Origin of the sequence: Serratia sp. NGAS9, assembly GCF_009905295.1 — a bacterium.
In the GTDB taxonomy this organism is placed as follows: Bacteria; Pseudomonadota; Gammaproteobacteria; order Enterobacterales; family Enterobacteriaceae; genus Serratia; species Serratia bockelmannii.
This window is the reverse complement of sequence record NZ_CP047605.1, coordinates 1,333,722-1,358,663: the sequence shown is the minus strand read 5'-3', so window position 1 is coordinate 1,358,663 and position 24,942 is coordinate 1,333,722. Positions and strand designations below refer to the sequence as shown.

Below are 24,942 nucleotides of genomic sequence, written 5' to 3'. Positions count from 1 at the left end.
AGGTTATACGGCCCGGTGAAAACCGGGCCTGTTTCTACACCTTATTGCCAATCTGGCTGAGCCGCGGCCACACCAGCATCAGCGCCTCCAGCAACCGCAACAGCTCGCTCCGGCTTGCCCCTTCTCGCGCCTGCACCGACATGCCTTCAATGGTGCAAATGACGTATTTCGCCAGCAGCGCGGTATCGGTTTTCGCCAACAATTCGCCCTGCTGCACCTTGCGATCGAAGCAGACTTTCAGCGCCGCTTCCTGGGCATGATGTTTTTTGCGCAGCATCTGGGCGACGTCGTCGGAAGCAGACGACAGTGCCGCGGAGGCGCACACCATAAAACAGCCTGACGGCGTATCGGGGTCGGTAAACACTTCGACGGAAGAGCGCACGTAGGCCTCGACGATCTCGGCCACCGGCACATCCTGTTCCAACAGCTGGTTGGTGCAGGTGGTGTATTTTTGCAGATAGCGTTCCACCGCCGCGCGGAACATCCCCTCTTTGTTGCCGAATTCCGCATACAGCGTCGGCGCCTTGGCGCCGGTCACTTCCACCAGATCGGCCAGCGAGGTGGCTTCATAACCGTGCCGCCAGAACAGATCGAGCGCGCTTTCCAGCGCCCGGTCGCGATCAAATTGTTTTGGTCTGCCACGGCTTTTCTTGCCGCAGACCGCTTCATTGATGCTCATCGTTCCTCTCCTATCCCGCTCCACGGCAGGCTTAGCACAAATAACTTAACGATCATTATAAAAAAATATTGCGCGTTCGTCGAGAACCGATTAGCATTTAGTTATCGATCGTTAAGATAATTTAACGAAGCAGATTAAAACCCTCTATTGACCGTTATCAGAAAGGAATTAACATCATGAAAAATTTAAAATTAACCTTAGCAGCTCTCACTCTGGCCAGCGTTTCCTTCGGCAGCTTCGCCGCCGATTTAGTCCAGAACCAACCGGCAGATCAACAGAAAGTGGGCGTCATCACCGTCAGCGGCGCATCCGATCTGACCTCGCTGGAAAGCAGCCTGGCCGCTAAAGCCGATCAGGCAGGCGCAAAATCCTTCCGCATCATCGGCGCCGGCGGTAACAACCAGCTGCATGGTACTGCAGAAATCTATCAATAACAAAGCATTAATCCTGTGGACTGCATACCCTTATTGCTCACAGCGCCAGGGCGTAAAAAAAATTAATTAACGAGCATTAAAAAATACTTGCAATCCGTCAAACCGGCATCTAACATTAAATTATCGATCGTTAATCAATTTAACGACCTTACAAAACAAACATCGTAAAGAACAAAGATAGGAAATAAGACCATGAAAAACCTGAAAATGACCATCGCAGCCATCGCACTGGCTTCCGTCTCCTTCGGCAGCTTCGCCGCCGATCTGGTTAACGCACAACCCGCCGACCTGCAAAAAGCCGGCGTCGTCACCGTCAGCGGTGCGTCCGACCTGAGCAGCCTGGAAAACAAACTGGCGGCCAAAGCCGACGCGGCGGGCGCCAAATCCTTCCAGATCATCGCCACCACCGGTGACAACAAACTGCACGGCACCGCGATCATCTACAATTAATGGCCAGATAGGCAATCGTGCAAAAGGGCGGCTCAGGCCGCCTTTTGTTTGTTTTGACGCCAACATTCTGTTGTAAGCTGTAGCCACCTTTTCTTGCTGAGCCGAGCAACGCCATGACTCCCCTGCTGTTTCACAAATATCACGGCCTGGGCAACGACTACCTGGTCTGCCACCGTTCGGTCGCCGATCGTCTGAGCCAGGAACAGATCCGCCTGTTGTGCCACCCGCATTACGGCATCGGTTCCGACGGCCTGCTGATCGACAGTGGTGACGCCGTCAATCCCACCCTGCGCATCATCAACCCGGACGGCTCCGAAGCGGAGAAAAGCGGCAACGGCCTGCGTATCTACGCGCGCTATCTGTTTGACAGCGAGCGCGTAGGGCATCAGCCGTTTCTGGTGCACACCGCCGGCGGCGACGTGCGTTGCCAGGTGGCGGAAGACGCGCATCAGATAACCGTGGAGATGGGGCGCGCCAATTTCAGCCCGGCGGCGCTGCCGGCCTTGATCGATCTGCCGGAGGCGCTGAACTATCCGCTGCCCCTGAAGGAGGAGACGTTAAGTGTTTCGCTGGTGTCGATGGGCAACCCGCACTGCGTGGTGCCGGTGGAAAAACTGGATCTGGCGCAGGTGCATCGGCTCGGACCGCTGATTGAACGCCATCCGCTGTTCCCGAAACGCACCAATGTACAACTGGTGGAAGTGGTCGATCGCCAGACGCTGCGCATCGGCATCTGGGAGCGCGGCGCCGGCTTTACCCTCGCCTCCGGCAGCAGCAGCTGCGCCGCCGCCAGCGTGATGCGCAAGTTGGGACGAGTCGGCGATCGGGTTAGCGTGCGGATGCCGGGCGGCGAACTGCAGATCGCCTTCAGCGGCGATTTTCAGGTCAGCATGCGCGGGCCGGTGCACAAAATCGCCACCCTGACGCTGGACGAAGATTGTTTTGCCGGCGGTGCGGGGCTGTTTACGGGATCCACCCCAGCAGCCGGAACCACAGATAATCCAACGGCACCAGCAGCGCAAAGCTGAGCGCGGCCAACAGCAGACACAGCTTTAGCCCTTCACGCGCCGGCACTTTGCCCATCCCCATCGCCACCACGATCGGCGAGGCCTGATACGGCAACAGCGGCGTGGCGTAACCGATCACCTGGGTCATCAGCACCGTCAGCAGCGGCAGGCCGCTGCCTGCGGACAGCGCCTGCGCCAGCGGAGTAAACAGCGCCGGCACGCCGTTGGCGGTCACCACAAAATTCAGCAACGCCGTGATCCCCACCAACGAACCGAATGCGGTAAACGGCTTGCCGTGCAGATCCGGCATCATCGCCAGCAGCGCACCGCCCAACCGATCGCCGAGACCCGAGTGGCTGACCAACGCGGTCAGCCCCAGGATCCCCGCCACGTAAATACAGGTGCGCACGTTAACGCCGGCGGCGAACTGTTCGCCGTTGAGAAAACCGAGGCGCGGCAGCAGGCAGACGCAGGCCGCCGCCAACCCGATCCAGGCGGGGGCGATGCCGTGCCAGCTGTCGGTCATCCACAGCAGCACCGTAATGCCCAACAGCGCGATCAGTCGCCACTCGGCGGCACTGAGCGGCGTTTGCCCCGCCTCGGCCACCACCGGTTGCGGCCGCGCCCGGAACAGGCCGCAGATGCACAGCGTCAACAATGCGCCTTTGGCCACCCCGAGCACCGGGGCATGCAACAGCAGATAAGAGAGATAAGCGAAGTGGCTGCCGTAGGCGCTTTCCGCCGCACCGCTCATCACCAGGTTGGGCACGTTGGCCGGCAAAATGCTGGCGGAGAGCTGGAAGGTGCCGAACCCCACCGCCAGCGCCAAACCGATGCGGCCGCGCGAGCCTTCCGCCAGGCCGGCGCGCTCGGCCAACGCCATGACGATCGGCATCAGCAGCGTAATCCGCCCCATGTTCGAGGGCATGACAAACGCCAACGCGTAGCTTATTGCCACCACGCCGCCCACCAGGCGCGGCCAGGAACCGGCCAGATGCGGCAAGAGCCGGTTGGCCAGACGATCCGCCAAGCCGGTGCTGCGGATGGCGCTGCCCAACACGAAACCGCTGAGCACCAGCCAGAATGCGGAGGACGCGAAACCGGAAAAGGTCACCGCGGCGGGCGCCAGCTGCAATACCATCACCGCCGCAAAGAACAGCAGCGCGACCAAATACTCCGGCAAGCGGGCGCTGGCCCATAGCGCGATGACCACCAGCGTGACCAGCGCGGACAGCGCCATCGGATCCCCCAACATAGTTTCCTCCCTGATAAAACGTTGTGATTGTTATCAAACGGTTAACAGGGTGACACAAGGCGCAGGCGTTAACCTTGAAACCGCTCACATATCGTCGTTCTGCAGATTTTTCAGCATGCACACATTGCAGCCGTGGTGGCCGGTATTGCCGCGCCGTTCCGTCAACAGCGTGAAACCCAGCGCGTAATACAGCCCAATCGCCTCTTTCAACTGTTCGGTGGTTTCCAGATAGCAATAGCGATACCCTGCCGCCCGCGCCGCCTTCATCGCCTGCACCACCATATAGCGCGCCATGCCCAGCCCGCGCGCGCCGGGTTTGAAGAACAGTTTTTGCAGTTCGCAATAGCCGGGCTCTTCGCCGGCCAGCGGCGCCATGCCGACGCCCCCCACCACCTGCCCGTCCCGCTCCAGCACCCAGTAGCGGCCGCCGTTGTCGTGATACAGGCCGGTCAGCCGATCGAGATCCGGATCGTGCAGGCTGACCCCTTCCATCTTGCCCATGCCGTACTCGCGAAACACGTCGCGAATGATCGCCGCCATCGCCGCATCGTCGCGCGCGGCGATCGGCCGCACCCGCAGGTTGGCGTCGCGCTGTTTGCGCGCGCTGCGCAGCGCCGCGGCCATCTTTTTCATCGCCGCAGTGGTGCTCGCCAGCTCATCGTCATCCAACTGCGCCAGCGCCGCCTGCATAAAACCGTCGGCGTCGCTCTCGATGCCGGCCAGCGCCTTGCCGCCCTGTTTACTCAGCCGATGCAGGTTGTGCCGCTTGTCATCCGGATGATCCACCGTTTCTATCACGCCGGCGGCGACCAGGCTGCGCAGCGCCCGGCTGGCGCTGGCCTTGTCGATGCAAAGTCGGGCCGCCAGCTCGGTGACGCCCAGCGGCTGCTCGCTGACTTCGATCATCAGATGGATCTGCAGCGGCGAAAAGCGCGAGCCGTTGCTCTGCTTGTTCAACATGCCGAATTCTCTGACCAAACTGCGCGCCAATGCCCTGAAATCCCTGATGTTCACAATTGATATCCCCAATTAGCTACCGATAAAAAATGAGATTTAGTTGATAGTGTTACCTAATTCTCACTACCTTAACGGATCATCAAGCCGCCATGAACCCCGGTATAACAGAGGAGCTGATGCAAAACGTTACATCACCCAATACAGTAAACTGATTAATTAAAAAAATTAGAATAAAAATTCATTAATTTAATGTTTATAAAATAATAAACCAGTTAAAAAACATACAATCGTGAAAAAATCTGAGGGTAAAAGAGAAAATCGATATCAATCCATTGTATTACAATAGGTTACAACAATGTTAATAGCGACATTAATGCCGATATCTTGTTGTAATTTGTTACATATTCATGGCAGGATCGCGGCGTTTCTATAACGGCGACAGCGCTCGTTATATCAACGTCGGGCGCGGGTTGCTCCCGCGCTGTTTTATGCTCATGGAGAGATTGCACACCAATGAAAAAATCACTCGCCGTCTGTTCCGTCGCCCTTTCCGTCACTTTGCTGGCAGGCTGCGCGACCGAATCCTCCCGCTCTTTGGAAGTGCCGAAAGTGGCTTCCTACAACACCACTTATCAGGGCCCACGCAGCCCTATCGCCGTCGGTAAATTCGACAACCGCTCCAGCTACATGAATGGCATCTTCTCCGATGGCGTCGATCGGCTGGGCAATCAGTCCAAGACTATCCTGATCACGCATTTGCAGCAGACTGGCCGTTTCAACGTGCTGGATCGCGCCAACATGGAAGAGCTGAAAACTGAAGCCGGCATTAAAGGGAAAGCACAAACGCTGAAAGGCGCCAACTATGTGATTACCGGCGATGTCACCGAATTCGGCCGCAAAGAAGTCGGCGATCATCAGCTGTGGGGCATTTTGGGCCGTGGTAAATCACAGGTCGCTTACGCCAAAGTCAATCTGAACGTGGTGAACGTACAGACCTCAGAAGTCGTCTATTCCTCTCAGGGCGCCGGTGAATACGAACTGTCCAATCGCGAAATTATCGGTTTCGGGGGCACTGCCAGCTACGACTCCACCCTTAACGGCAAGGTACTGGATCTGGCCGTGCGTGAAGCCGTCAATAACCTGGTTACCGGTATCGAAAACGGCGCATGGCGCCCTGCTAACTAACGGACTAGAAGCAGAAAGATGATAACTAAAAAAATGGGCGGGGCGCTGTTTGCAGCGACCCTGCTGGCCGGCTGCGCCGCGCCGAAAACGCTTTACAATTGGGATGGCTACCAAACTTCTCTCTATCAATACTACCAGCAGGAGGGGCAAAGCCCTGAGCAGCAGATCGCTACGCTGAAAGAGATCGTCGAGAAATCCCGCGCCAAGGATAAAGCCGTACCGCCGGGGCTGCATGCGCAACTGGGGCTGCTGTACAACAAAACCGGCAACGACGGACAAGCCATAATTGAATTCAACACGGAAAAAACGCTGTTCCCGGAATCGGCACCGTTTATGAATTTCCTGATGGCCAAGGATAAGGGGAGCTTTAAATGAAGCGTGTACTCACTTTCCTCAGCGTTGCCGCCACCCTGTTGCTGAGCGGCTGTGCCAAGCAAACGCCTTATGACTATGCGGCATTCCATGAGAGCAAGCCGAAGTCGATCCTGGTCTTGCCGCCGGTTAATCAGTCGCCGGATGTCAAAGCCAGCCACAGCGTGCTCGCCAGTGCAACCTTACCGCTGGCCGAGGCCGGTTACTATGTGCTGCCGGTCGCTGTAGTGGAGGAAACCTTCCTGCAAAACGGTCTAACCAACGCCAACGACATCCGCGCCGTCAGTCCGAAAAAACTGCACCAGATTTTCGGCGCCGACACCGTGCTGTACCTGGATGTCACGCAATACGGTACCAGCTACATGGTGATCAGCAGTGAAACTCGCGTTACCGTAGCCGCTCGCCTGGTTGACCTGCGCAACGGCAAACAGCTGTGGGCCGGCACCGCTACCGCATCCAGCAACGAAGGCAACAACAATTCCGGTGGCCTGCTGGGCATGGTGATCAGCGCCGCGATTTCACAAATCGCGGATACCATCAGCGACAAAGGGTTCGACATTGGCGCCATCGCCAACACTCGCCTCCTGTCGGCAACAGGTCAGAACGGCGCCATTCTTTATGGCCCGCGCTCGCCTCATTACGCCAGCCAGCGTTAAGCAGTCTCTCGGGCGGCCTTCTCGGGCCGCCTATGTCAAACTTGTCCCTTTTGCCAAAAGTAGCCCATGCTTTAACTGCTCCTTTCCTTCTGGCTAACCGGGACGCTGGCTCATGACGAAAAAAACCACCCTGCTGCAATTCTTCCACTGGTACTACCCCGACGGCGGCAAACTGTGGCAGGAGGCCGCCGAGCGCGCCCCGCACCTTGCCGAACTGGGCATCACCGATCTGTGGCTGCCCCCCGCCTGCAAGGGCGCTTCCGGCGGCTACTCCGTCGGCTACGACACCTACGATCTGTTCGATCTGGGCGAATTTGACCAGAAAGGCAGCGTGGCCACCAAATACGGCGACAAGGCGGCGCTGGAACATGCCGCCACTACGCTGCGCGAACACGGCGTGGGGGTGATCTACGACGTGGTGTTCAACCACAAGCTCGGCGCGGACGAAAAAGAACGGGTACACGTGTTCAAGGTGGACGCCAACAACCGCAACGACATCGACGACCAGGGCTTCGACGCGCTGGCCTACACCCGCTTCACCTTTCCCGGCCGCCAGGGCGTGCATTCCGAGTTTATCTGGGATTACAAATGCTTCAGCGGCGTCGATTACGTTGAGCAGCCGGACGACAAAGGGGTGTTTAAAATCGCCAACGACTACGGCGACGACGGCTGGAACGATCAGGTCGACGACGAGAAAGGCAACTATGACTATCTGATGGGCGCCGATGTGGAGTTCCGCAATACCGCCGTGACGGAGGAGCTCAAATACTGGGCGCGCTGGCTGCTGGACACGCTGCCGTGCGACGGCTTCCGCCTCGACGCCGCCAAACACATCCCCGCCTGGTTTTTCAAAGAGTGGGCGGATCACGTGCGCGACAGCGCGCAGCGCGATCTGTTTATCGTTGCCGAATACTGGTCGCACGACCTCGGCGCGCTGCAACAATACATCGAGTTGGTGGACGGCAAGGTGATGCTGTTCGACGTGGCGCTGCACCTGAAGTTTCATCAGGCATCGAAACAGGGCGACGGCTTCGACATGGCGCAGATCTTCACCGATACCCTGACCGCCGCCGATCCGGCCCACGCGGTGACGCTGGTCGCCAACCACGATACCCAGCCGCTGCAATCGCTGGAAGCGCCGGTGGAACCCTGGTTCAAACCGCTGGCCTACGCGCTGATCCTGCTGCGTGAACAGGGCGTGCCCTGCGTGTTTTACCCCGATTTGTATGGCGCCAGCTACCGCGACAAAGGGCGCGACGGCGGCGAGTACCAGATTGACATGCCGGCGATCCCGGGGTTGGAGAAGCTGATCGCCGCCCGCCAGCGCTTCGCCAACGGCCCGCAAACCGACTACTTCGACGACAGCCACTGCGTGGCCTTCAGCCGCGCCGGCACCGCCGAGGCCCCCGGCTGCGTGGTGGTACTGACCAACGGCAGCGAGAGCGGCAAGACGGTCGCGCTGGGCGCCGATTTGGCGCACACCGCCTGGCGCGATTTCCTCGGTAACCGCCAGGAGGAAATCACCACCGACGACCAGGGCAGCGCCCATTTCCCGGTCAACGCCGGCAGCGTCAGCGTCTGGGTGCCGACAGGCAGCCTGTGAACGCCCGCCGCCGTGCAATGATGCCGCGGCGGCAAAACTAATGTTTGCCTTTCGGGTCTAACTTACGCTATCAACTGCGCAAGCCATTCACACCGGAGCCTAAATAGGGTACAAGGCTGCATGAAAATTCCAAAACGACTCCAGCCGCTGGTAGATGACGGGTTAATCGACGATGTCATCCGCCGGTTGAAAAGCGGCAAAGAAGCCGACGTGTTTATCGTGCGCTGCGGCGATGAGATCCGCTGCGCCAAAGTGTACAAAGAGGCCGAGAAGCGCAACTTCAAGCAGGCCGTTCACTATCAGGAAGGGCGCAAGGTGCGCAACAGCCGCGACGCGCGCGCCATGAGCAAAGGCTCCAAATTCGGCCGCCAGCAGCAGGAAGAAGCCTGGCAAAACACCGAAGTGGACGCGCTGTATCTGCTGGCCAAGGCCGGGGTGCGGGTGCCGCAGCCGGATATCTGCCTGGACGGCGTGCTGCTGATGGAGCTAATTACCGACGAAGAAGGTCTGGTGGCGCCGCGCCTGAGCGATGTCATCCTGACGCCGGAACAGGCGCGGGCCGATCACGCCCTGATGATGAACTACGCGGTGCGCATGCTGTGCGCCGGGCTGGTGCACGGCGATCTGTCGGAATTCAATGTGCTGATGGATAAAGACGGGCCGGTGATCATCGATCTGCCGCAGGTGGTGGACGCCGCCGCCAACAACCACGCCAAAAGCATGTTCGAGCGCGATATCAACAATTTGGCGGAATATTATGGCCAATTCGCGCCGGAACTGCGCGACAGCCAATACGCCAAAGAGATTTGGGCGCTGTATCAGGAAGGCAATCTGACGCCGGACAGCGCCCTCAGCGGCCGGTTCAGCGAAATCCAGAAGCGCGCCGATGTCGGCTCGGTGCTGGAAGAGATCCAGGCCGCCAGCGAGGAACACCAGCGCCGCATCATGGCGCGCAACGCGGAAGAGTAACGCGCCGCGCTATTCGACGCGAAACACGTCCGGCCGCTGCGGCGTCGCGGCCTCGTGATAAATATCCCCCAGATAGCCGGCGATCTCCTCTTCGCGCAGATCGGCCGGCAGCACGATATCGTGGCTGGGGGCATACTTGCGCTCCGGCAGCGTCACGCGGAACAGCCGCCACTCATCCCCGATGCGCTTCACGCCCAGCAGACGGCCGAACACGTTAAAAATCATCATCCGCCATTCCCCCTCTCGTCGCTTTCAGGCTATAACACTGTGATGCCACCGCAGTGAAAAGGAAAGCGTATGAGTGAAAAAACGCCGCAGTTCTGGCGCGATCCGCAGTTGCCGTTCGTCGAAGCCCGCGCCATCGCGGATGGCCGCCAGGCGTGTTACAGCCTGCACAGCCACGAATTCTTTTCCATCGGTGCCATCACCGGCGGCGTCAGCACCTATGTCAACGGCGAGCGGCGCATGCAGGTTAGCGCCGGCGATCTGGTTGTCATCAACCCGCAGCAGGCGCATGCCTGTAATCCGATCGCCGACCGCCGTTGGTCATACATCATGTTCTATCTCGATCTCGCCTGGATCGGCGCGCTGCAGCAGGAGCTGCTCGGGGGCGAAGGCGAGCGTTTTGTTCCCTTCAGCCAGCCGCACAGCCGCGATCCGGCGCTGTTCCACGGCCTGAATCGGCTTTATGCGCTGCTGACGGATCCGCTGTGCAGCGCGCTGGAAAAACAGATCGCCATGGTGGAGTATTTCAGCGCCCTGCAGCTCGGGCTGGGCAGCGGCCGCCAGCCGGAGACACCGCCGCATGCCCGGCTGGAAGCGGCGGCGGCGTTTATCGACGCGCACTGTACCCGGCCGCTGACGCTGGACGATATTTGCCGCGCCGCCGCGCTCTCGCCCTCTTACCTGATCCGCGCCTTCCGCCAGCGTTACGGCATGACGCCGCACGCCTATCTGGTCAACCGCCGCGTGCAGCACGGCCATCGGCTATTGAAAAGCGGCCTGCCGATCGCCGCGGCCGCCAGCGAAAGCGGCTTTGCCGATCAGGCGCACTTTCAGCGCACCTTCAAACAGCTGCTGGCCGCCACGCCCGGCCAGTATCAAAAACCCTCCGCCAACAGATAGCAGGCGCTGGCCGCCAGCAACGCCGCCATCACGCGGTTGAAACGCTGTACGTTGCGCGCCTGCCTGAGCAGGCCGCGCAGCATCGCACCGACATAGGCCCAGCAGGCCACTGAGGCATAGCAAATCACGAAGTAGAGCCCGGCGAATTGCCACAGCAGCCGGATGTCGCCGTCGCCGACAAAAGCGCCGAGGCTGGCCACCGACGCCAACCATGCCTTGGGATTCAGCCATTGCATCAGCGCGCCGTACCAACAGGAAGGCGCCTGCGCCGCGCCGTTGCCCAGCCTGCCGTCGTCAAACGCCAGCCGGTAGGCCATAAACAGCAGGAAGGCCACGCCGGCCCACTGAATCAAGCGGGTCAGCGCCGGCCACAGGATCAGCAGTTGGTGCATGCCCAATCCCAGCAGTAACAGCAACAGGGTAAACCCCAGCGTGGCGCCGAATACGTGACGCTGGGTCGCGCCAAAGCCGAATTGCGCCCCGGCGCTCAATGCGACGATGTTGACCGGGCCGGGGGTGATGGAGGCCGCCAGCGCGAACGCGGCCATGGAAAGGTAGATATTCATGATGGGCACCTGAGAAAATATTCACAGGTGCCAGAGTGCCGGGCCGCGCCGACAACGTATTGAACAGAATTGCCCTGTTCAATTTAGCGCACGGCGACGGCCCGGCGGCGCGGCAGCCCAAAGGTGTTGACCGCCATGCCGGCCAGCACCAGCAATGCGCCGCCGAACTGCGCCGGCGACAGCGCTTCGTCCAGCAGCAGCCAGGCGGCAAACAGCCCGACCAACGGTACCAGCAGCGTCAACGGCGCGACGCGCCAGGTTTCGTAGCGCCCCAGCAGGCTGCCCCACACAGAATAACCGAACAGCGTGGCGGCGAACGCCAGATAGGCAATCGCCAGCCAGGTGCCGACCTGCACATGGCTCAGGCTGGCGAGCACCACCTGCGGGCCGTCGAACAGCCAGCTGCAGACCAGGAACGGCACGACCGGGATCGGCGCGCTCCACACCACCAGCGACAAAATGTTGCGCTGCGGGAAACCGGCCAGGATCTTCTTGTTGGTCAGGTTGCCCAGCGCCCAGGAAAACGCCGCCGCCAGGGTCAGCAGCAGGCCCGCCAGGGGGACCGCGCCGCTGCCCGGCTTATGCAGGCTGGCCTGCGCCAGCACCAGCATGCCGCCGCTGGCGATAGCAATGCCGACGAAATGGTTGACGCGCAGCTTTTCGCCCATCAGCACGACACCCAACAGCAGGGTGAAAAACACCTGCGCCTGCAGCACCAGTGAGGCCAGCCCCGCCGGCATGCCCACCTTGATGGCGACGAACAAAAACGCGAACTGCGCGAAGCTCATGGTCATGCCGTACAGCAACAGCCATTTCCACGGGATCGTCGGGCGCGGAATAAAGAAGATCGCCGGCAACGCCACCAGCAAAAAGCGCATCCCAGCCAGCAGAAACGGGGGCATGCCCTGTAAACCGAACTTGATGACGACGAAATTCACACCCCAGATCACCACCACCAACAGCGCCAACAGCCGATCGCGCAATGTCATCCTCGCCCCGCTTATCCCATTGAAAATTCGCTTTACCTTGCAGATTACAACCAAACCGGGGACATGGACACCGGCAAACGCCGGCGCTTATTCCGGCATCAGGCCGATAAAGGTGGTTTTCTTGCGCGGGCCGGTCATCAGCGCTTTCAGCTTCTCCACGCACTGCAGGTAATGCGGGGTCTGCTTATGCGCCGCCACCGCCTGCTCGTCGCGATAGGCTTCGTAGATGTAAAACCGCGTCGGAATATGCTCATCCTGCAGCACGTCGAAGCGCAGGTTGCCCGGCTCTTCGATCGCCCCCAGATGATTGGCGCGGAAAACGTCGATAAATTCGTCGATTTTGTCCTGTTTAACGTTGATCTCTACCAATGTGACGTGCATGACAGCTCCTTGTTTGAACGGCGCGCCGTAGCATGGCGCTTTCCAACCATAGGTTCATTCCCGTCGATTGCCCTGCCGCAACGGCAATTTTGCCGCCTGGCTCACAAATCGCACCGGCGATGCCCACCCCACCCCCGGCGAGGGAAGACGGCGGCATCTATAGTTAACACTCCTCCCCCTGAGAGCATAGGCTATGGATAACTACTTGATGGCGCTGGATGCAGGAACAGGCAGCATTCGCGCCGTGATCTTCGATTTGGCGGGTAACCAGATCGCGCACGGCCAGGCGGAGTGGCAACACCTGGCGGTGCCGGGCGTACCCGGCTCAATGGAGTTTGACCTCAACCGCAACTGGCAGCTGGCCTGCCAGTGCATCCGCCAGGCAATGCAACGCGCTGGATTGAGCGCTCAGGCGATCCGCGCGGTGGCCTGCTGCTCGATGCGCGAAGGCATCGTTCTGTACGATCGCAACGGCGTGCCGATCTGGGCCTGTGCCAACGTCGATGCGCGCGCCAGCCATGAGGTCAGTGAACTGAAAGAGCTGCACAACCACGGCTTCGAACGCGAGGTGTATCAATACTCCGGCCAGACGCTGGCGCTGAGCGCCATGCCGCGCCTGCTATGGCTGGCGCACCACCGCCCGGACATCTATCGCCAGGCGGCGACGCTGACCATGATCAGCGACTGGCTGGCCAACATGCTGAGCGGCGAGCTGGCGGTCGATCCTTCCAACGCCGGCACCACCGGCATGCTGGATCTGAGCAGCCGTGACTGGCGGCCGGCGCTGCTCGATATGGCCGGGCTGCGCGCCGATATTCTGTCGCCGGTGAAAGAGACCGGCAGCGTGCTGGGGTGCGTCACCGAACAGGCGGCGCAGGAAAGCGGGCTGCTGCGCGGCACCCCGGTGGTGATGGGCGGCGGCGACGTGCAGCTCGGCAGCCTGGGGCTTGGCATCGTGCGCGCCGGGCAGACGGCGGTGCTCGGCGGCACCTTCTGGCAGCAAATCGTCAACCTGCCGGAGCCGGCCATCGATCCGGAGATGAACATCCGCATCAACCCTCACGTCATTCCCGGCATGGCGCAGGCAGAATCCATCAGCTTCTTTACCGGCCTGACCATGCGCTGGTTCCGCGACGCGTTCTGCGCCGAAGAGAAACTGCTGGCGGAGCGGCTGGGCGTCGATGCCTATAGCCTGCTGGAAGAGATGGCGGCCAGAGTGCCGCCGGGCGCCTACGGCGTGATGCCCATCTTTTCCGACGCCATGCATTTCAAAACCTGGTATCACGCGGCGCCGTCGTTCATCAACATGTCTATCGATCCGGAGCGCTGCAACAAACAGACGCTGTTCCGCGCGCTGGAGGAGAATGCCGCCATCGTCTCCGCCTGCAATCTGGAGCAGATCGCCGCCTTCTCCGGCGTGCAGGCGCGCTCGCTGGTGTTCGCCGGCGGCGGTGCCAAGGGCAAACTGTGGAGCCAGATCCTCAGCGACGTCACCGGGCTGACGGTACGGGTACCGGTGGTGAAAGAGGCCACCGCGCTGGGCTGCGCGATCGCCGCCGGCGTCGGCGCCGGGTTATACGAGTCGCTGGCCGAAACCGGCGAGCGATTGGTGCGCTGGGAGCGCGAGCATCAGCCGGACATGACCCACCACGCGCTGTATCAGGAACAGAAAGAAACCTGGCGGCGGGTCTACGCCGATCAGCTGACGCTGGTGGACAACGGCCTGACCACCTCGCTGTGGAAAGCGCCGGGGCTATAAGCGCCACGCGGCATTCGGTCATAACCTTATGCCGTTTTATTCCTTTCTCTTAGGCGCGGCGCGAGCCGCGTTTTCACTCGCCGCCGCGATTGTTTCCCTTCAGAAACAGTGTAACCACCGCAGATGGATTTATCTGCGCCTTCGGCCTGCCGTAGATTGTGACTTTGATCACACCGCGCCCCGAGCGCGGCCTGCGCATTCACCTGAGACGAGCGGCATTATGCTGAATAATAAAGATAACTCTGCATCATCCCCGTGGCCGGCGATCTTCTCGCTGACGGTCGCCTGTTTTGTCATGGTCACCACCGAGTTCTTGCCGATCGGCCTGCTGACCAACATCGCCCCTTCGCTCGGCGTCAGCACCGGCACCGCCGGGCTGATGGTCACCATGCCCGGCATCGTGGCGGCGGTGGCCGCTCCCGCATTGAGCCTGATTTCCGGCCGTCTGGATCGGCGTTTACTGATGCTGGGGCTGTCGCTGCTGCTGATGGTGTCCAACCTGGTGGCGGCGCTGGCCGTCAACTTCCCGATGATGCTGCTGGGCCGCGTGCTGCTGGGCATCTGCGTCGGCGGTTTCTGGTCGTTCGCCGCCAACTACGGCCGCCATCTGGTGCCGGAAGCCAGCCAGGGCCGCGCCACCGCGCTGATCCTCAGCGGCATCTCGGTCGGCGCGGTGTGCGGCGTGCCGGCCGGGGCGCTGATCGGCGATCTGTTCGGCTGGCGCGCCGCCTTCTTCGGCGGTGCGGCATTGGCGGTCGGCGTGCTGTTGGCGCAGCTGCGTTTGCTGACCTCGGTACCACCGTCCCGGCCGGTCACACCGCGCGATCTGGTACTGCCGCTGCGCCTGCCGATGGCGCGCATCGGCCTGATCGCCATCGTGCTGTTGTTCATCGGCCACTTCGCCGCCTACACCTACCTGCGGCCCCTGCTGCAGCAGGTGTTCGTCCTCAGCCCATCGGCTATCTCACTGCAGCTGTTGGCCTATGGCGCCATCGGCCTGCTGGGCACCTTCCTCGGCGAGCGTCTGGGGGAATACAGCCTGCGCGCCACCTTCATACTGATCGCCGCCATGCTGGCGGGCATTTTGATCGTTTCGCCGCTGCTCAGCGGCCTCGCCGGCGCCACGCTGATGGTGCTGGTATGGGGGCTGGCCTTTGGCGCCGTGCCGGTCTGCGCCACCAACTGGATGTTCGCCGCCGTGCCGCAGGCGCCGGAGGCCGGTCAGGCGCTGTTGGTGTGCGTCATCCAGATCGCGCTGGCTTCCGGCGCCCTGCTGGGCGGCGAGGTGGTGGACTGGCAGGGCGTCAGCAGCGCCATGCTGTTCGGCGGCGCGCTGATCCTTTCCGCCACGCTGGTATTCGGCCTCAGCTTGCGCTCCGGCGCGATTGGCGCTAAACAGTGTTAATCATTATCTATCTGCAGAAACATGCCCCGGCCGTCGCCGGGGCATGGCGTTGAGAACCTATGGACCATCATTTGCTCGCTATCCGGGTATTTAACCGCGTGGTGGAAACCGGCGGCTTTACCCGCGCCGCCGAGTCGCTGGGCATGCCGAAAGCGACGGTCACCAAGCTGATCCAGAATCTGGAGGATCACCTGCAGACCAAGCTGTTCCAGCGCACCACCCGCAGCGTGTCGGTCACCCGCGAAGGTGAATGCTATTACCAGAATACGGTGAAATGGCTGGCGGATTTGGAGCAGATGGAAGGCTGCCTGACCGAATCGCAAAGCTCTCCGCAGGGCGTGCTGCGTATCGACACCGGCGGTGGCACCGCACGTCGCTTACTGCTGCCGGCACTGCCCGACTTTCTGGCACGCTATCCGCAGATACAGATCGATCTGAGCGTCGGCGACCGCGTGATCGATCTGATCAGCGACAGCACCGACTGCGTGATCCGCAGCGGTCCGTTGGCCGACTCCAGCCTGATCGCCCGGCGCCTGTTCGATTTGGACTGGGTCAGCTGCGCCACCCCAGCCTACCTGGCGCTTCACGGTACGCCGCGCCACCCGTGCGATCTGGAACAGGGTTTTCCGATGGTGCACTATCGCCACCCGCTTAACGACCGCATCCACCCGCAGCGCTATGCCGAACACGGCAAAGAGATCGCCATTCAACAGCGTTCCCCGGTCAGCATCAATGAAGGCAACGCGCTGCTGGCGGCGAGCCTGGCCGGATTGGGCATCATCCAGATCTATCGGTTTATGGCGCAGCCGCACCTCGACAGCGGCGAGCTGGTCAGTCTGCTGCACGATTGGCAGCCGCCGCCGGAGCAAATGTACGTGGTCTACCCGTCCAATCGCCACCTCAGCGGCAAGCTGCGGGCGTTTATCGACTGGGCGGTGGAGACTTTTGACAACGGCAAGATGAGCCGCACGTTGTAGCCGCACGCAGTGTGGTATTATTTGCCGCATAGCGATTCACGACGGACAACCACCATGGCCTATATCCCCAAAAACTATGCGAAGCTGGAAACCGGCTACCGCGAAAAAGCGCTGAAACTGTTCCCCTGGGTGTGCGGGCGCTGCTCACGCGAATTCGTTTATTCCAACCTGCGCGAACTGACGGTGCACCATATCGATCACGATCACAGCAACAACCCGGAAGACGGCAGCAACTGGGAAATGCTGTGCCTGTATTGTCACGACCACGAACACTCGAAATACACCGAGGCCGATCAATACGGTTCAACGGTGGTGGCCGGTGAAGACGCTCAGAAAGATATCGGCGTCGCCACCCACAACCCGTTCGCCAACCTGAAGGCGATGATGAAGAAGTAACGCCATCGACAGCTTAATGAGCCACTAACTTATTAAGCTGTTAAATTAACAAAAACTCTCTTCCGTTCCGCCACTTCCCAGAGAATTCCTACTTACCCACCCGGCCGATTCACCGCAAAATAAGCTGCGCAGTTAACAACATACTGGCTTGGCAAGCCGCCGCAGTTGGTGCATATTGTTCGCGAGTTGTTCTTGTTAACCTGTTTGATTATCAACCTAATAAGCATATTAACTTAATAAGTTATCAGCTTAATAACTTGAGAGATGGCAGCATGATTGTCCTGATTGGCTCGCAAAAAGGCGGCGTCGGCAAGTCGACGAAAGCGGTGAACATCGCCGGGTATCTGATTCTTAAGCAAGGCAAGACGGCGATCATCGTCGATGCCGACGACCAGAAGTCGATCATGACCTGGTACAACGACCGTCAGAACGTCGAGGGGCTGCCGCACATTCCGGTGGTGGCCGCGTCGGGTAAAATCAAGGAAACGCTGCTGGAGCTCGATCGCCATTACGACTACGTGATCGTCGACACCGCCGGCCGCGACAGCGCCGAACTGCGCTCCGGCCTGCTGGCCGCCGATCTGTTCCTCTCGCCGCTGCGCCCTTCGCAGATGGATCTCGACACCATTGGCTATCTGTCGGAGATGTTCTCCACCGCGCAGGAATACAACGAGAAGGTCAAAGGCTACATCGTGTTGAACATGTGCCCGACCAATATCTTCATTAATGAAGCCAACGAAGCGGCGCAGGTGCTGAGCGAATACCCGGAGTTCACCCTGGTGAGCAACCGCCTGTGCGACCGCAAGATTTACCGTGACGCCTGGGGTGAAGCCATCACCGTGCACGAGGCGAACAACGAAAAGGCGCAGAGCGAAATTGAATGCCTGGTGAAAGAGGTGATCCTGTGAAAAAACGCACCCCCACCCACCGCATGTCGGAAGACGAATTCATCAACAGCGCCACCTCGCACACGCTGCCGGTCGCGGCGCCCGCGCCAGAAGCCAAACCGGCCGGCCGCAAGCGAACCTATAAGGCGATCTCCGTCAGCCTGACGGACAACCACATTGAGGCTATCGATGAAGTGATCGTGCAGGCGGCGCGCAACGGCATCGTGCGCATCACCCGTTCCGACATCATCAAACTGGCGATCGACGGATTGGCGGAGAAAAGCGAAGCGCAACTGCTGGAACTGCTGAAAAAGCTCTGACCGCACGGCCCGCCGGCTGGCCAAACCGGCGGCTGCCGTTACACCGACGAGAACTCGCGTGGGAACGGCATAGTACGATAGGTTTTGCCGGTGGCCTTATGCAGCGCGCTGGCTATCGCCGGGGCGACCACCGCAGTCGATACTTCCCCGCATCCCTGCGGTGCACGCGCGCTATCGAGCACCACGACCTCCACCTTGGGCATTTCGGCGATCGCGAGCAGCGGATAGCGATCGAAATTCCCTTCCACCACGCCGCCCCGTTCAAAATGCAGCTCGCTGTGCAGACAGGTGGTCAGCGCAAAGCCGATGCCGCCCTCTACGTTGGCACGCACCAGGTTCGGGTTTATCACCTTGCCACAGTCAATCGCACATACCGCGCGCAGCACCCGTAGTCGCCCCCCCTGGATGGCGATTTCAACCACCAAACCGACGTAGGTGGTGAAAGCGTTATTGCGGCCGACCCAAATATTGCACGCCATACCGCGATAAACGCCCAGCGGCGGCTCATGCTGCCAACCGGCCGCCGCCGCGGTGGCGTCCAGGACGCGCAACGCTTCCGGGCTGTCTTGCAACAGATGCCGCCGATACGAATATTCGTCCCGGTTGGCCTTATGGCTGAGTTCGCTGATAAAGCTTTCCAAAAAGAACAGGCTGGCGACGCTGCCGACACCGCGCAGATAGCTCAGGGAGATCGGCTGTTCGACGATGCCGGCCTCCACCTTCAGGTGTGGGATGCGATACGGCGTGCTGTAAACGCACTCCACCATACTTTCATCCCATCCCCCGGCCTCGTTGACCGTTTCGCGCCGCATTTGCCAGAAGAGAGACTGCCCGGCATAGCGCGCCCACAGCGCCTGCGGATAGTCGTTTTCATCCAACAGCGCCCGATAATGGCTGATACAGGCCGGACGATAGTATTCATGCCGCATGTCGATCTCGCGCGGATAGATCACTTTGACCGGTTTCCCCACCACCCGGGAGGCGGCGGTAGCATGCATCACGGCATCCGGCAGATATTTGCGCCCAAAGCTGCCCCCCAGATAGGTCGTATTCACCACCACATCCGTCGGCTTCAGCCCGAACATTTTCGCCAGAACGTTGCGTACCATGTCCTGGCCCTGGAAAGGGCCCCAGGTTTCGATACGGCCCTCGCCGTAATGGCTGGTGGCATTGCAAGGCTCCAGAGTGGCGTGCGCCACATAAGGTGCGCTGTAACGCGCCTCATGCAAGCGTGAACCTTGTTCAGCGCCACGAATCAACGCCGACGCCTCGCCGCGATCGACCGCCGGCACCAGCGTATCGCCATCCAGCATCGCCAGATTCTCTGCCGCAATCGCACTATCGGTCAGCGCTTTTCCTACGCCCGGCAGCCAGTCGACCTCCAGCAAATCCGCCGCCTTTTTGGCCTGCCAGTAGCTCGCCGCCACCACGATCACCGTATTGAGCGACATATCGTGATCCAATCCGACCATGTTGTTCATCGACCACTGCCGGGTCAGCACCAGATCCACCACGCCCGGCATGGCCCGAATCTGCCGTTCATTGCGCACGGCGACCAGCTTTCCGCTGAGATCGGGCACCATCCAGGGAACGCCGATCAGCATCTCCGGCAAGTCGATATCGATACCGTAAATCGCACTGCCGTCCACTTTCTCCGGCGTATCAACCCGCAACAGCGGCTTGCCAATGACACTCTCTCGCTCTTGCGCCTCACTCTTTAAACCAGGCTGCGGATCCAACGGCAGCTCGGCGGCATAGCGCACCAGATCGCCGTAGGCGACCTTGCGCTGTCCGCCTTTCTCAAGCACCCAGCCTTTCTCCGTGCGGCACTGCGCCGGTGAAAGCGCGAAATGTTTTGCGCCGGCCCGCAGAAAAAAATCTCTCGCCTGTGCGCCGGCCAGCCGGGCACGCTGATAAAATTTGGTCATGGAGGTTGAGGCGGCGACAAACTGTGCGAAAGCCTCGCCCCCGGCAACCTGACGGTAAGCGTCACGGCCGGTGACGAATTTCACCGTCACCTGCGCCCAATCGGCATCCATCTCCGCCGCCACCACTTCGGCCAGGCCGGTGTAAATCCCCTGCCCGACCTCACATTGCGACACGCCGATAACGATGCGCCCATCGCGATCGATCCAGATCCAATCGTTCAATTCATGCTGACCGTCCGGTGGCGCCACGTCCTGTGAAACCACGGCCGCCAGGCTACGCGTCGATATCGGCAGCAGCATGGCGGCCACTGCCAACGCGCTGCCTTTTATCAAGGCTCTGCGGGTGATCGCCATACTCAAGATCCTCCCTTGTCCGCGGCGCGGTGCACCGCCGCACGGATCCGGTGGTAGGTGGCGCAGCGGCACAGATTGGTCAGGCCCGCATCTATCTGCCGATCGTCCGGCCTCGGGTGTTCCGCCAGCAGCGCGCTGACCGCCATGATCATGCCTGATTGGCAGTAGCCGCACTGCGGCACATCCTCCGCAATCCAGGCCTGCTGCACCGGATGACGGCGATCGAGGGACAGCCCTTCGATGGTGGTCACCTGCCGATCGCGCACCAATTGCAGCGGATAGCAACATGAACGCACTGCCTTACCGTCGACATGTACCGTACAGGCGCCACAGGCGCCAATACCGCAGCCGAACTTGGTGCCGGTTAACTTAAAATGTTCTCGGATCACCCACAGCAGCGGCGTATCCGGCTCGCCGTTAAATTCGACCGCCTGGCCGTTCAAATTGAACTTCATGCCATCCTCTCTTGGATCAATGCTTCACCCGACGTTTCACCCACGCCCCAATGACGATCAATACCAGCAATACGCCGCCCCAGAACACATAAGGCAATGACGTAATCAACAGCGGTTTTTCACCGCCCGCCCGCTGCCGAGCCACTTGCTCCGGCGTTATCCTGACCGCCGGATTGCCGAATTGCTGCAATACGTAATTGCCCAACTCGGCCAGTTGCCAGTCATCCAGGCTATCGGCAAATCCCGGCATCCAGGTCTGCAGCGCCTCTCCCTGGCGCTGCACGCCATGCAGCATCACCATGATCAGATTATTGGCCTGCTCGCTGCCTACGGTGGAATTGTGCGTCAAAGAAGGGAAATGGCCGTCGTAAGCCCCCTCGCCGCCCAGACGATGGCAGCTGGCGCAGGCAGCGGCATACAGCGCCTGGCCGGCGGCGCGGCCTTTACCGCCCCCCTGGTATTGATAGGCCGCTTTCGTTCCTTGCACGGTGACGATCGGCGGCGTTTGTTTGAGCCAATCGGCGATGGCGCCGAGATCGTCGTCACTCAGGAAACGCAGGCTATGCTCCACCGCCTCCGCCATGCCGCCGGCCGCCTGAGCTTTATCATTGCGCCCGGTACGCAGATACTGCACCAATTCTTCCCGGCTCCAGCCGCCGATGCCGCTCACGGGATCCGAGGTGATATTCGGCGCGATCCAACCGCCTGCCTCCCCGCCCGCCAGGTAGCGATCGTCGCGTTCAGCCATCATCCCATTACGTGGGCTGTGACACGCCGAGCAATGCCCCAACACATCCACCAGATAGCGACCACGCGCCTTCTTCTCGTCTGCATCGACGGGCGTTTTTTTCAGAAACAGCCAGTTCCAGCCGTGGATCGCATAACGCCAGGAAAAAGGGAACCTCAGTTGGGTCTCAGGCACCGCACGATCGACCGGTGCGACCCCGGCCATAAAATAGCGATACAACGCGTGCAGATCGTCATCGCTCAACCCCTGATAAGCGGTATAGGGCATGGCGGGATACAAGGGTTGACCGTCCCGCCGAATGCCCTGCGTTAAGGCGCGGCGAAACTCCGGTTCACTGTAGTCGCCAATGCCGGTTCCTTTGGCGGGCGTGATATTACTGGCGATGATGTCGCCCATCGGCGAAGCGATGGCATAACCGCCGACATAGGGGGCGTCCTGTTGGGCGCTGCCGCGGTGACAAGCCGCGCAATCTGCGGCGGTAGCCAGATATTTTCCCCGTGCGATGACCTGTTGGTCATTCTGGCTGGCGAAGACCGAGCAGGAGAAGATCCCCAACGCGATAACGCACCGCTGTTGTGCTCTCCGCCAGCGGCCGTTCACGCTTCACCTTCCGGCTTCATCGCCCCCGCTCGCTCCTCCGCCAACAGCGCAAACTCGTCCGGCAACAGATTGTCCTGTTCGAGCATCGCTATCGCGTTATGTTTGATGCCAAACAATACGCGGTAAAAAGCCTCCAGATCGTCGGCCGAAATACCGTTGAGCAGTTTTTCCCGCGCTTGCTGGCTGGAATGATCCAACTGCGCCAACATCTCCTGCCCGGCCTCGGTCATTCTCACGCCTTTGGCGCGCTTATCTTCGGACAGAGCATCGCGAGCGATAAGCCGATTTTTTTCCAGAAACAGCAGCGCGCGCGACATCGTCGAGACTTCGGCGTTCAAATGCTGCGAAACGTCTTTCAACGTGCAGCCCTCCCCCAAGTCGGCAATCGCACTTAGCGCCAGCCAGTGCGGACGCGTCAGATTGGTCATTTTCACCGACTGGTCCATCGCCGTGCGCCACAGGCGATTGGTCACATCCAGATGGATGCCCAGTGCAGCAGGAAGTTTACGTGGTTGTGGCATATCGGATTGCTCTCGATTATTTATTTGCTTGTGCAAACAAATAGTAGATCGAACATGAGAACAGGATCAAGCAGATGAGGGAAAATAAAGTAAAAACGAGTTAATACAATTGGTTAGTTCGTATCGCACGGCATACGCTCCCCCACGACGGGGAGCGATAAGAAAAATTCAGTTCCCCGCCACCTTGCACCGGTAGTCCTGAATTTCACCGGCCGAGCCCAGGTTGAGATCGGTCAACTTCAAACGGTTTGCCAACAGCAGCATCTCGCCCTGCGGGCTGACCGCCAGCGCCAGGCCGTAATTGCCTATGCTGTCGCCCTGCTCGACCACGTAGTTTTGCAACAAGCGGAAAGGATCTTCCTGGGTTAAATCGGTGCCCGCCAATTTTCTGGCCAGATAGTGATGGCCGACTAATTTCACCGCCAGCGGCCGCCACTGTTGATCTAATTGCTCCGCCTGTTCCCCCAGCGCGTTATAGACATCCTGGCGCAAGCAGGCAACGTGAATATGCAGCTGATTTTGAGAGCGGCCATATTTCGAATTGACCGCCAGAGAAACCCATGCATCTTTTAACGGTTTACCCAGCTCGCCGGATATATGTTCCCTATTATTCCAGGCCTGGGAGAAATAAGGCGGCGTCCGATCCGCTTGCAATATCGGGCTCTCGATGCCGCTGACCTTTTCGGTCGGCATCACCAGATCGTGATAGGGGCCTTTGCTGTCCTTAAACAGCACATAACCCTCGGTTAAATCAACCTTTAAACAGGGCGCCGGATCGTGGTTTTGCTGCTGATTGGGCACGCACTGTTGGCTGACGATTTGCCACAGCGCATTCGGATTGCCGCGCCCAAAGAACCACCACAGCACCGCCGCCAGCAGCAAAATGACAAGCAAAATAATTAATAGTCTGAAAAGTCTTTTCATCGCGACGCCCTGTTTATCTATTCCATACCGAAAGGAGCGCCAGCATAAACCAAGGCTCTGGCATCGACCAGAATATTATCCTTAATGTCACCTTTCATTGACGTCTTGTTAGCAATGGATAATTAAAAATAAGCCTCCACCTGAGTAATTTAAGGTAAATTAATACCGCAGGTTGAATATGAGTGTGATATAAGCAGCCGGGACTCTCTTTATATAAGGAACCGATAAGATGCCAACGATGGGCAAATCCCTCCATTACCTCGACGTAGGGTCGGGCTTTCCGTTGCTGCTGGGCCACAGCTATCTGTTCGATCTGAATATGTGGGCGCCGCAGTTTGAAGCGCTGGCTAAACGCTACCGCCTGATCGTGCCGGATCTCTGGGGCCACGGCGATTCACCGGCGCTGCCGCCCGGGCGAAATAGCCTGTCGGATATCGCCGCCGACCATTTGGCGCTGATGGATCGTTTGGATATCGAAGAGTTCGGCATCGTCGGCCTGTCCGTCGGCGGCATGTGGGGCGCCGAACTGGCGGCGCTGGCGCCGGAGCGGGTGAAAGTGCTGGCGCTGCTGGACAGCTACCTGGGCGACGAAACCCCAGAAGCGCGGCAGCGCTATATGGGCATGTTGGCCGCCGTGGAGCAGGCCGGCGCCATCACGTCGCCCCTGCTGGAACATGTCGCGTCGCTGTTTTATTCCGATGATGTCCCCGATGCCTTATTGCAATCGCTGTTGTGTCAGCTCCAGAGCCTGCCTGCCGATCGCCTGCGCGAGAGCATCGTACCGCTGGGCCGGATGATCTTTGGCCGCCCCGACAAGCTGGCGCTGCTGGAACACATCACCGCCGCCAGCATCGTCATTACCGGCGCACAGGATAAGCCGCGCCCACCGGCAGAGGGCCAGCGCATGGCGGATCTTCTCGGCTGCCAACATGTGCTGATCCCCAACGCCGGGCATATCAGTAACAAGGAAAACCCGGCGGCGGTCAACGAAACGCTGCTGGCATTTCTGGCTGAAAACACCACGCCGCTGTTCTGGTAAG

28 protein-coding genes are annotated in these 24,942 nt (G+C 60.0%); 16 read left to right on the top strand and 12 right to left on the bottom strand.

Annotated features, from left to right (window positions below; all coding sequences use genetic code 11):
* Window positions 1-34: 34 nt before the first annotated feature.
* Window positions 35-679, bottom strand: coding sequence for a TetR/AcrR family transcriptional regulator (locus GUC32_RS06520; protein ID WP_049203879.1), 645 nt, complete (start codon window positions 677-679; stop codon window positions 35-37).
* Window positions 680-855: 176 nt separating this feature from the next.
* Between GUC32_RS06520 and GUC32_RS06515 the strand changes: the two genes are divergently transcribed.
* The 3 genes from GUC32_RS06515 (at window position 856) to dapF (ending at window position 2,591) form a co-directional block, all read left to right on the top strand.
* Window positions 856-1,113 carry a DUF1471 domain-containing protein gene (locus tag GUC32_RS06515; protein WP_033637578.1) on the top strand — a complete coding sequence of 86 codons (258 nt, stop codon included), beginning with the start codon at window positions 856-858 and terminating at the stop codon, window positions 1,111-1,113.
* A gap of 192 nt (window positions 1,114-1,305) precedes the next feature.
* Window positions 1,306-1,563: a YdgH/BhsA/McbA-like domain containing protein gene (locus tag GUC32_RS06510; RefSeq protein WP_016928601.1), complete on the top strand. Its 258-nt coding sequence runs from the start codon at window positions 1,306-1,308 to the stop codon at window positions 1,561-1,563.
* A gap of 113 nt (window positions 1,564-1,676) precedes the next feature.
* On the top strand, window positions 1,677-2,591 hold the full coding sequence (gene dapF, locus GUC32_RS06505; protein WP_369435625.1) for a diaminopimelate epimerase: 915 nt from the start codon (window positions 1,677-1,679) through the stop codon (window positions 2,589-2,591).
* Here dapF and GUC32_RS06500 read toward each other — a convergent pair.
* Window positions 2,527-3,825, bottom strand: a complete 1,299-nt coding sequence (locus tag GUC32_RS06500; protein ID WP_043136891.1) for an SLC13 family permease — start codon at window positions 3,823-3,825, stop codon at window positions 2,527-2,529. The genes dapF and GUC32_RS06500 overlap by 65 nt on opposite strands.
* Window positions 3,826-3,909: 84 nt before the next feature.
* Window positions 3,910-4,815: a helix-turn-helix domain-containing GNAT family N-acetyltransferase gene (locus GUC32_RS06495; protein WP_043136888.1), complete on the bottom strand. Its 906-nt coding sequence runs from the start codon at window positions 4,813-4,815 to the stop codon at window positions 3,910-3,912.
* A gap of 480 nt (window positions 4,816-5,295) precedes the next feature.
* Here GUC32_RS06495 and GUC32_RS06490 point away from each other — a divergent pair, with 480 nt between their 5' ends.
* From GUC32_RS06490 to GUC32_RS06470, 5 genes are all read left to right on the top strand, one after another.
* Entirely contained in the window at window positions 5,296-5,967 is a 672-nt protein-coding gene (locus GUC32_RS06490; protein WP_016928605.1) for a CsgG/HfaB family protein, read from the top strand.
* An 18-nt stretch (window positions 5,968-5,985) separates the two neighbouring features.
* Window positions 5,986-6,342 (top strand): DUF4810 domain-containing protein, encoded by a 357-nt coding sequence (locus tag GUC32_RS06485; protein WP_369435624.1) that lies wholly within the window; start codon window positions 5,986-5,988, stop codon window positions 6,340-6,342.
* Window positions 6,339-6,995, top strand: coding sequence for a DUF799 domain-containing protein (locus tag GUC32_RS06480; protein ID WP_089180664.1), 657 nt, complete (start codon window positions 6,339-6,341; stop codon window positions 6,993-6,995). Before GUC32_RS06485 ends, GUC32_RS06480 begins: the two co-directional genes overlap by 4 nt.
* Before the next feature lie 112 nt (window positions 6,996-7,107).
* Entirely contained in the window at window positions 7,108-8,598 is a 1,491-nt protein-coding gene (gene amyA / locus GUC32_RS06475; protein WP_197819315.1) for an alpha-amylase, read from the top strand.
* A gap of 120 nt (window positions 8,599-8,718) precedes the next feature.
* Window positions 8,719-9,567, top strand: a complete 849-nt coding sequence (locus GUC32_RS06470; protein WP_025302000.1) for a PA4780 family RIO1-like protein kinase — start codon at window positions 8,719-8,721, stop codon at window positions 9,565-9,567.
* A gap of 9 nt (window positions 9,568-9,576) precedes the next feature.
* On the opposite strand, the gene GUC32_RS06465 is transcribed toward GUC32_RS06470, so the two are convergent.
* Window positions 9,577-9,795: a hypothetical protein gene (locus GUC32_RS06465; RefSeq protein ID WP_025301999.1), complete on the bottom strand. Its 219-nt coding sequence runs from the start codon at window positions 9,793-9,795 to the stop codon at window positions 9,577-9,579.
* Window positions 9,796-9,864: 69 nt separating this feature from the next.
* Here GUC32_RS06465 and GUC32_RS06460 point away from each other — a divergent pair, with 69 nt between their 5' ends.
* Entirely contained in the window at window positions 9,865-10,692 is an 828-nt protein-coding gene (locus GUC32_RS06460) for an AraC family transcriptional regulator (protein WP_025301998.1), read from the top strand.
* Here GUC32_RS06460 and GUC32_RS06455 read toward each other — a convergent pair.
* The 3 genes from GUC32_RS06455 to lsrG form a co-directional block, all read right to left on the bottom strand.
* Window positions 10,668-11,258: a LysE family translocator gene (locus tag GUC32_RS06455; protein ID WP_043136876.1), complete on the bottom strand. Its 591-nt coding sequence runs from the start codon at window positions 11,256-11,258 to the stop codon at window positions 10,668-10,670. The two genes, GUC32_RS06460 and GUC32_RS06455, sit on opposite strands and share 25 nt — an antisense overlap.
* An 83-nt stretch (window positions 11,259-11,341) precedes the next feature.
* Window positions 11,342-12,247 carry an EamA family transporter gene (locus GUC32_RS06450; RefSeq protein ID WP_025301996.1) on the bottom strand — a complete coding sequence of 302 codons (906 nt, stop codon included), beginning with the start codon at window positions 12,245-12,247 and terminating at the stop codon, window positions 11,342-11,344.
* An 87-nt stretch (window positions 12,248-12,334) separates the two neighbouring features.
* A complete protein-coding gene (gene lsrG, locus GUC32_RS06445; RefSeq protein ID WP_369435623.1) occupies window positions 12,335-12,628 on the bottom strand; it encodes a (4S)-4-hydroxy-5-phosphonooxypentane-2,3-dione isomerase in 294 nt (97 codons plus the stop codon).
* Between the two features lie 193 nt (window positions 12,629-12,821).
* Here lsrG and lsrK point away from each other — a divergent pair, with 193 nt between their 5' ends.
* From lsrK to GUC32_RS06415, 6 genes are all read left to right on the top strand, one after another.
* Window positions 12,822-14,387, top strand: coding sequence for an autoinducer-2 kinase (gene lsrK, locus GUC32_RS06440; RefSeq protein WP_025301994.1), 1,566 nt, complete (start codon window positions 12,822-12,824; stop codon window positions 14,385-14,387).
* Between the two features lie 220 nt (window positions 14,388-14,607).
* Window positions 14,608-15,792, top strand: a complete 1,185-nt coding sequence (locus GUC32_RS06435) for an MFS transporter (RefSeq protein ID WP_089180663.1) — start codon at window positions 14,608-14,610, stop codon at window positions 15,790-15,792.
* A gap of 59 nt (window positions 15,793-15,851) precedes the next feature.
* Window positions 15,852-16,769, top strand: coding sequence for a LysR family transcriptional regulator (locus GUC32_RS06430; RefSeq protein WP_043136865.1), 918 nt, complete (start codon window positions 15,852-15,854; stop codon window positions 16,767-16,769).
* Window positions 16,770-16,823: 54 nt separating this feature from the next.
* The gene (yajD, locus tag GUC32_RS06425; RefSeq protein ID WP_004939576.1) at window positions 16,824-17,165 is read left to right on the top strand and encodes an HNH nuclease YajD; all 342 of its coding nucleotides are present in this window, start codon (window positions 16,824-16,826) and stop codon (window positions 17,163-17,165) included.
* 272 nt (window positions 17,166-17,437) lie between these two features.
* Window positions 17,438-18,073, top strand: coding sequence for an AAA family ATPase (locus tag GUC32_RS06420; RefSeq protein ID WP_025301991.1), 636 nt, complete (start codon window positions 17,438-17,440; stop codon window positions 18,071-18,073).
* Window positions 18,070-18,372 carry a hypothetical protein gene (locus GUC32_RS06415; RefSeq protein ID WP_025301990.1) on the top strand — a complete coding sequence of 101 codons (303 nt, stop codon included), beginning with the start codon at window positions 18,070-18,072 and terminating at the stop codon, window positions 18,370-18,372. The genes GUC32_RS06420 and GUC32_RS06415 overlap by 4 nt, the downstream gene beginning before the upstream one ends.
* 38 nt (window positions 18,373-18,410) lie before the next feature.
* Here the strand turns inward: GUC32_RS06415 and GUC32_RS06410 are convergent, their stop codons facing one another.
* The 5 genes from GUC32_RS06410 to GUC32_RS06390 all read right to left on the bottom strand — a co-directional run bounded on the left by GUC32_RS06410 (window position 18,411) and on the right by GUC32_RS06390 (window position 23,902).
* Window positions 18,411-20,654: a molybdopterin cofactor-binding domain-containing protein gene (locus GUC32_RS06410; protein ID WP_369435622.1), complete on the bottom strand. Its 2,244-nt coding sequence runs from the start codon at window positions 20,652-20,654 to the stop codon at window positions 18,411-18,413.
* A gap of 2 nt (window positions 20,655-20,656) precedes the next feature.
* Window positions 20,657-21,109: a (2Fe-2S)-binding protein gene (locus GUC32_RS06405; protein WP_043136855.1), complete on the bottom strand. Its 453-nt coding sequence runs from the start codon at window positions 21,107-21,109 to the stop codon at window positions 20,657-20,659.
* 16 nt (window positions 21,110-21,125) lie between these two features.
* A complete protein-coding gene (locus tag GUC32_RS06400; protein WP_369435621.1) occupies window positions 21,126-22,457 on the bottom strand; it encodes a cytochrome c in 1,332 nt (443 codons plus the stop codon).
* Window positions 22,454-22,978, bottom strand: coding sequence for a MarR family winged helix-turn-helix transcriptional regulator (locus GUC32_RS06395; protein ID WP_273830483.1), 525 nt, complete (start codon window positions 22,976-22,978; stop codon window positions 22,454-22,456). Before GUC32_RS06395 ends, GUC32_RS06400 begins: the two co-directional genes overlap by 4 nt.
* A 168-nt stretch (window positions 22,979-23,146) precedes the next feature.
* Window positions 23,147-23,902 carry a CDP-diacylglycerol diphosphatase gene (locus tag GUC32_RS06390; RefSeq protein ID WP_043136850.1) on the bottom strand — a complete coding sequence of 252 codons (756 nt, stop codon included), beginning with the start codon at window positions 23,900-23,902 and terminating at the stop codon, window positions 23,147-23,149.
* 238 nt (window positions 23,903-24,140) lie between these two features.
* On the opposite strand from GUC32_RS06390, the gene GUC32_RS06385 reads away from it, so the two are divergent.
* A complete protein-coding gene (locus GUC32_RS06385) occupies window positions 24,141-24,941 on the top strand; it encodes an alpha/beta fold hydrolase (RefSeq protein WP_080350744.1) in 801 nt (266 codons plus the stop codon).
* Window position 24,942 lies beyond the last annotated feature (1 nt).

Bases quoted from the DNA above. Each gene is read 5' to 3' on its own strand.
- GUC32_RS06520 (WP_049203879.1), bottom strand. From the start codon at position 679: ATGAGCATCAATGAAGCGGTCTGCGGCAAGAAAAGCCGTGGCAGACCA.
- GUC32_RS06515 (WP_033637578.1), top strand. From the start codon at position 856: ATGAAAAATTTAAAATTAACCTTAGCAGCTCTCACTCTGGCCAGCGTT.
- GUC32_RS06510 (WP_016928601.1), top strand. From the start codon at position 1,306: ATGAAAAACCTGAAAATGACCATCGCAGCCATCGCACTGGCTTCCGTC.
- dapF (WP_369435625.1), top strand. From the start codon at position 1,677: ATGACTCCCCTGCTGTTTCACAAATATCACGGCCTGGGCAACGACTAC.
- GUC32_RS06500 (WP_043136891.1), bottom strand. From the start codon at position 3,825: ATGTTGGGGGATCCGATGGCGCTGTCCGCGCTGGTCACGCTGGTGGTC.
- GUC32_RS06490 (WP_016928605.1), top strand. From the start codon at position 5,296: ATGAAAAAATCACTCGCCGTCTGTTCCGTCGCCCTTTCCGTCACTTTG.
- GUC32_RS06485 (WP_369435624.1), top strand. From the start codon at position 5,986: ATGATAACTAAAAAAATGGGCGGGGCGCTGTTTGCAGCGACCCTGCTG.
- GUC32_RS06480 (WP_089180664.1), top strand. From the start codon at position 6,339: ATGAAGCGTGTACTCACTTTCCTCAGCGTTGCCGCCACCCTGTTGCTG.
- amyA (WP_197819315.1), top strand. From the start codon at position 7,108: ATGACGAAAAAAACCACCCTGCTGCAATTCTTCCACTGGTACTACCCC.
- GUC32_RS06470 (WP_025302000.1), top strand. From the start codon at position 8,719: ATGAAAATTCCAAAACGACTCCAGCCGCTGGTAGATGACGGGTTAATC.
- GUC32_RS06465 (WP_025301999.1), bottom strand. From the start codon at position 9,795: ATGATGATTTTTAACGTGTTCGGCCGTCTGCTGGGCGTGAAGCGCATC.
- GUC32_RS06460 (WP_025301998.1), top strand. From the start codon at position 9,865: ATGAGTGAAAAAACGCCGCAGTTCTGGCGCGATCCGCAGTTGCCGTTC.
- GUC32_RS06455 (WP_043136876.1), bottom strand. From the start codon at position 11,258: ATGAATATCTACCTTTCCATGGCCGCGTTCGCGCTGGCGGCCTCCATC.
- GUC32_RS06450 (WP_025301996.1), bottom strand. From the start codon at position 12,247: ATGACATTGCGCGATCGGCTGTTGGCGCTGTTGGTGGTGGTGATCTGG.
- lsrG (WP_369435623.1), bottom strand. From the start codon at position 12,628: ATGCACGTCACATTGGTAGAGATCAACGTTAAACAGGACAAAATCGAC.
- lsrK (WP_025301994.1), top strand. From the start codon at position 12,822: ATGGATAACTACTTGATGGCGCTGGATGCAGGAACAGGCAGCATTCGC.
- GUC32_RS06435 (WP_089180663.1), top strand. From the start codon at position 14,608: ATGCTGAATAATAAAGATAACTCTGCATCATCCCCGTGGCCGGCGATC.
- GUC32_RS06430 (WP_043136865.1), top strand. From the start codon at position 15,852: ATGGACCATCATTTGCTCGCTATCCGGGTATTTAACCGCGTGGTGGAA.
- yajD (WP_004939576.1), top strand. From the start codon at position 16,824: ATGGCCTATATCCCCAAAAACTATGCGAAGCTGGAAACCGGCTACCGC.
- GUC32_RS06420 (WP_025301991.1), top strand. From the start codon at position 17,438: ATGATTGTCCTGATTGGCTCGCAAAAAGGCGGCGTCGGCAAGTCGACG.
- GUC32_RS06410 (WP_369435622.1), bottom strand. From the start codon at position 20,654: ATGGCGATCACCCGCAGAGCCTTGATAAAAGGCAGCGCGTTGGCAGTG.
- GUC32_RS06405 (WP_043136855.1), bottom strand. From the start codon at position 21,109: ATGAAGTTCAATTTGAACGGCCAGGCGGTCGAATTTAACGGCGAGCCG.
- GUC32_RS06395 (WP_273830483.1), bottom strand. From the start codon at position 22,978: ATGCCACAACCACGTAAACTTCCTGCTGCACTGGGCATCCATCTGGAT.
- GUC32_RS06390 (WP_043136850.1), bottom strand. From the start codon at position 23,902: ATGAAAAGACTTTTCAGACTATTAATTATTTTGCTTGTCATTTTGCTG.
- GUC32_RS06385 (WP_080350744.1), top strand. From the start codon at position 24,141: ATGGGCAAATCCCTCCATTACCTCGACGTAGGGTCGGGCTTTCCGTTG.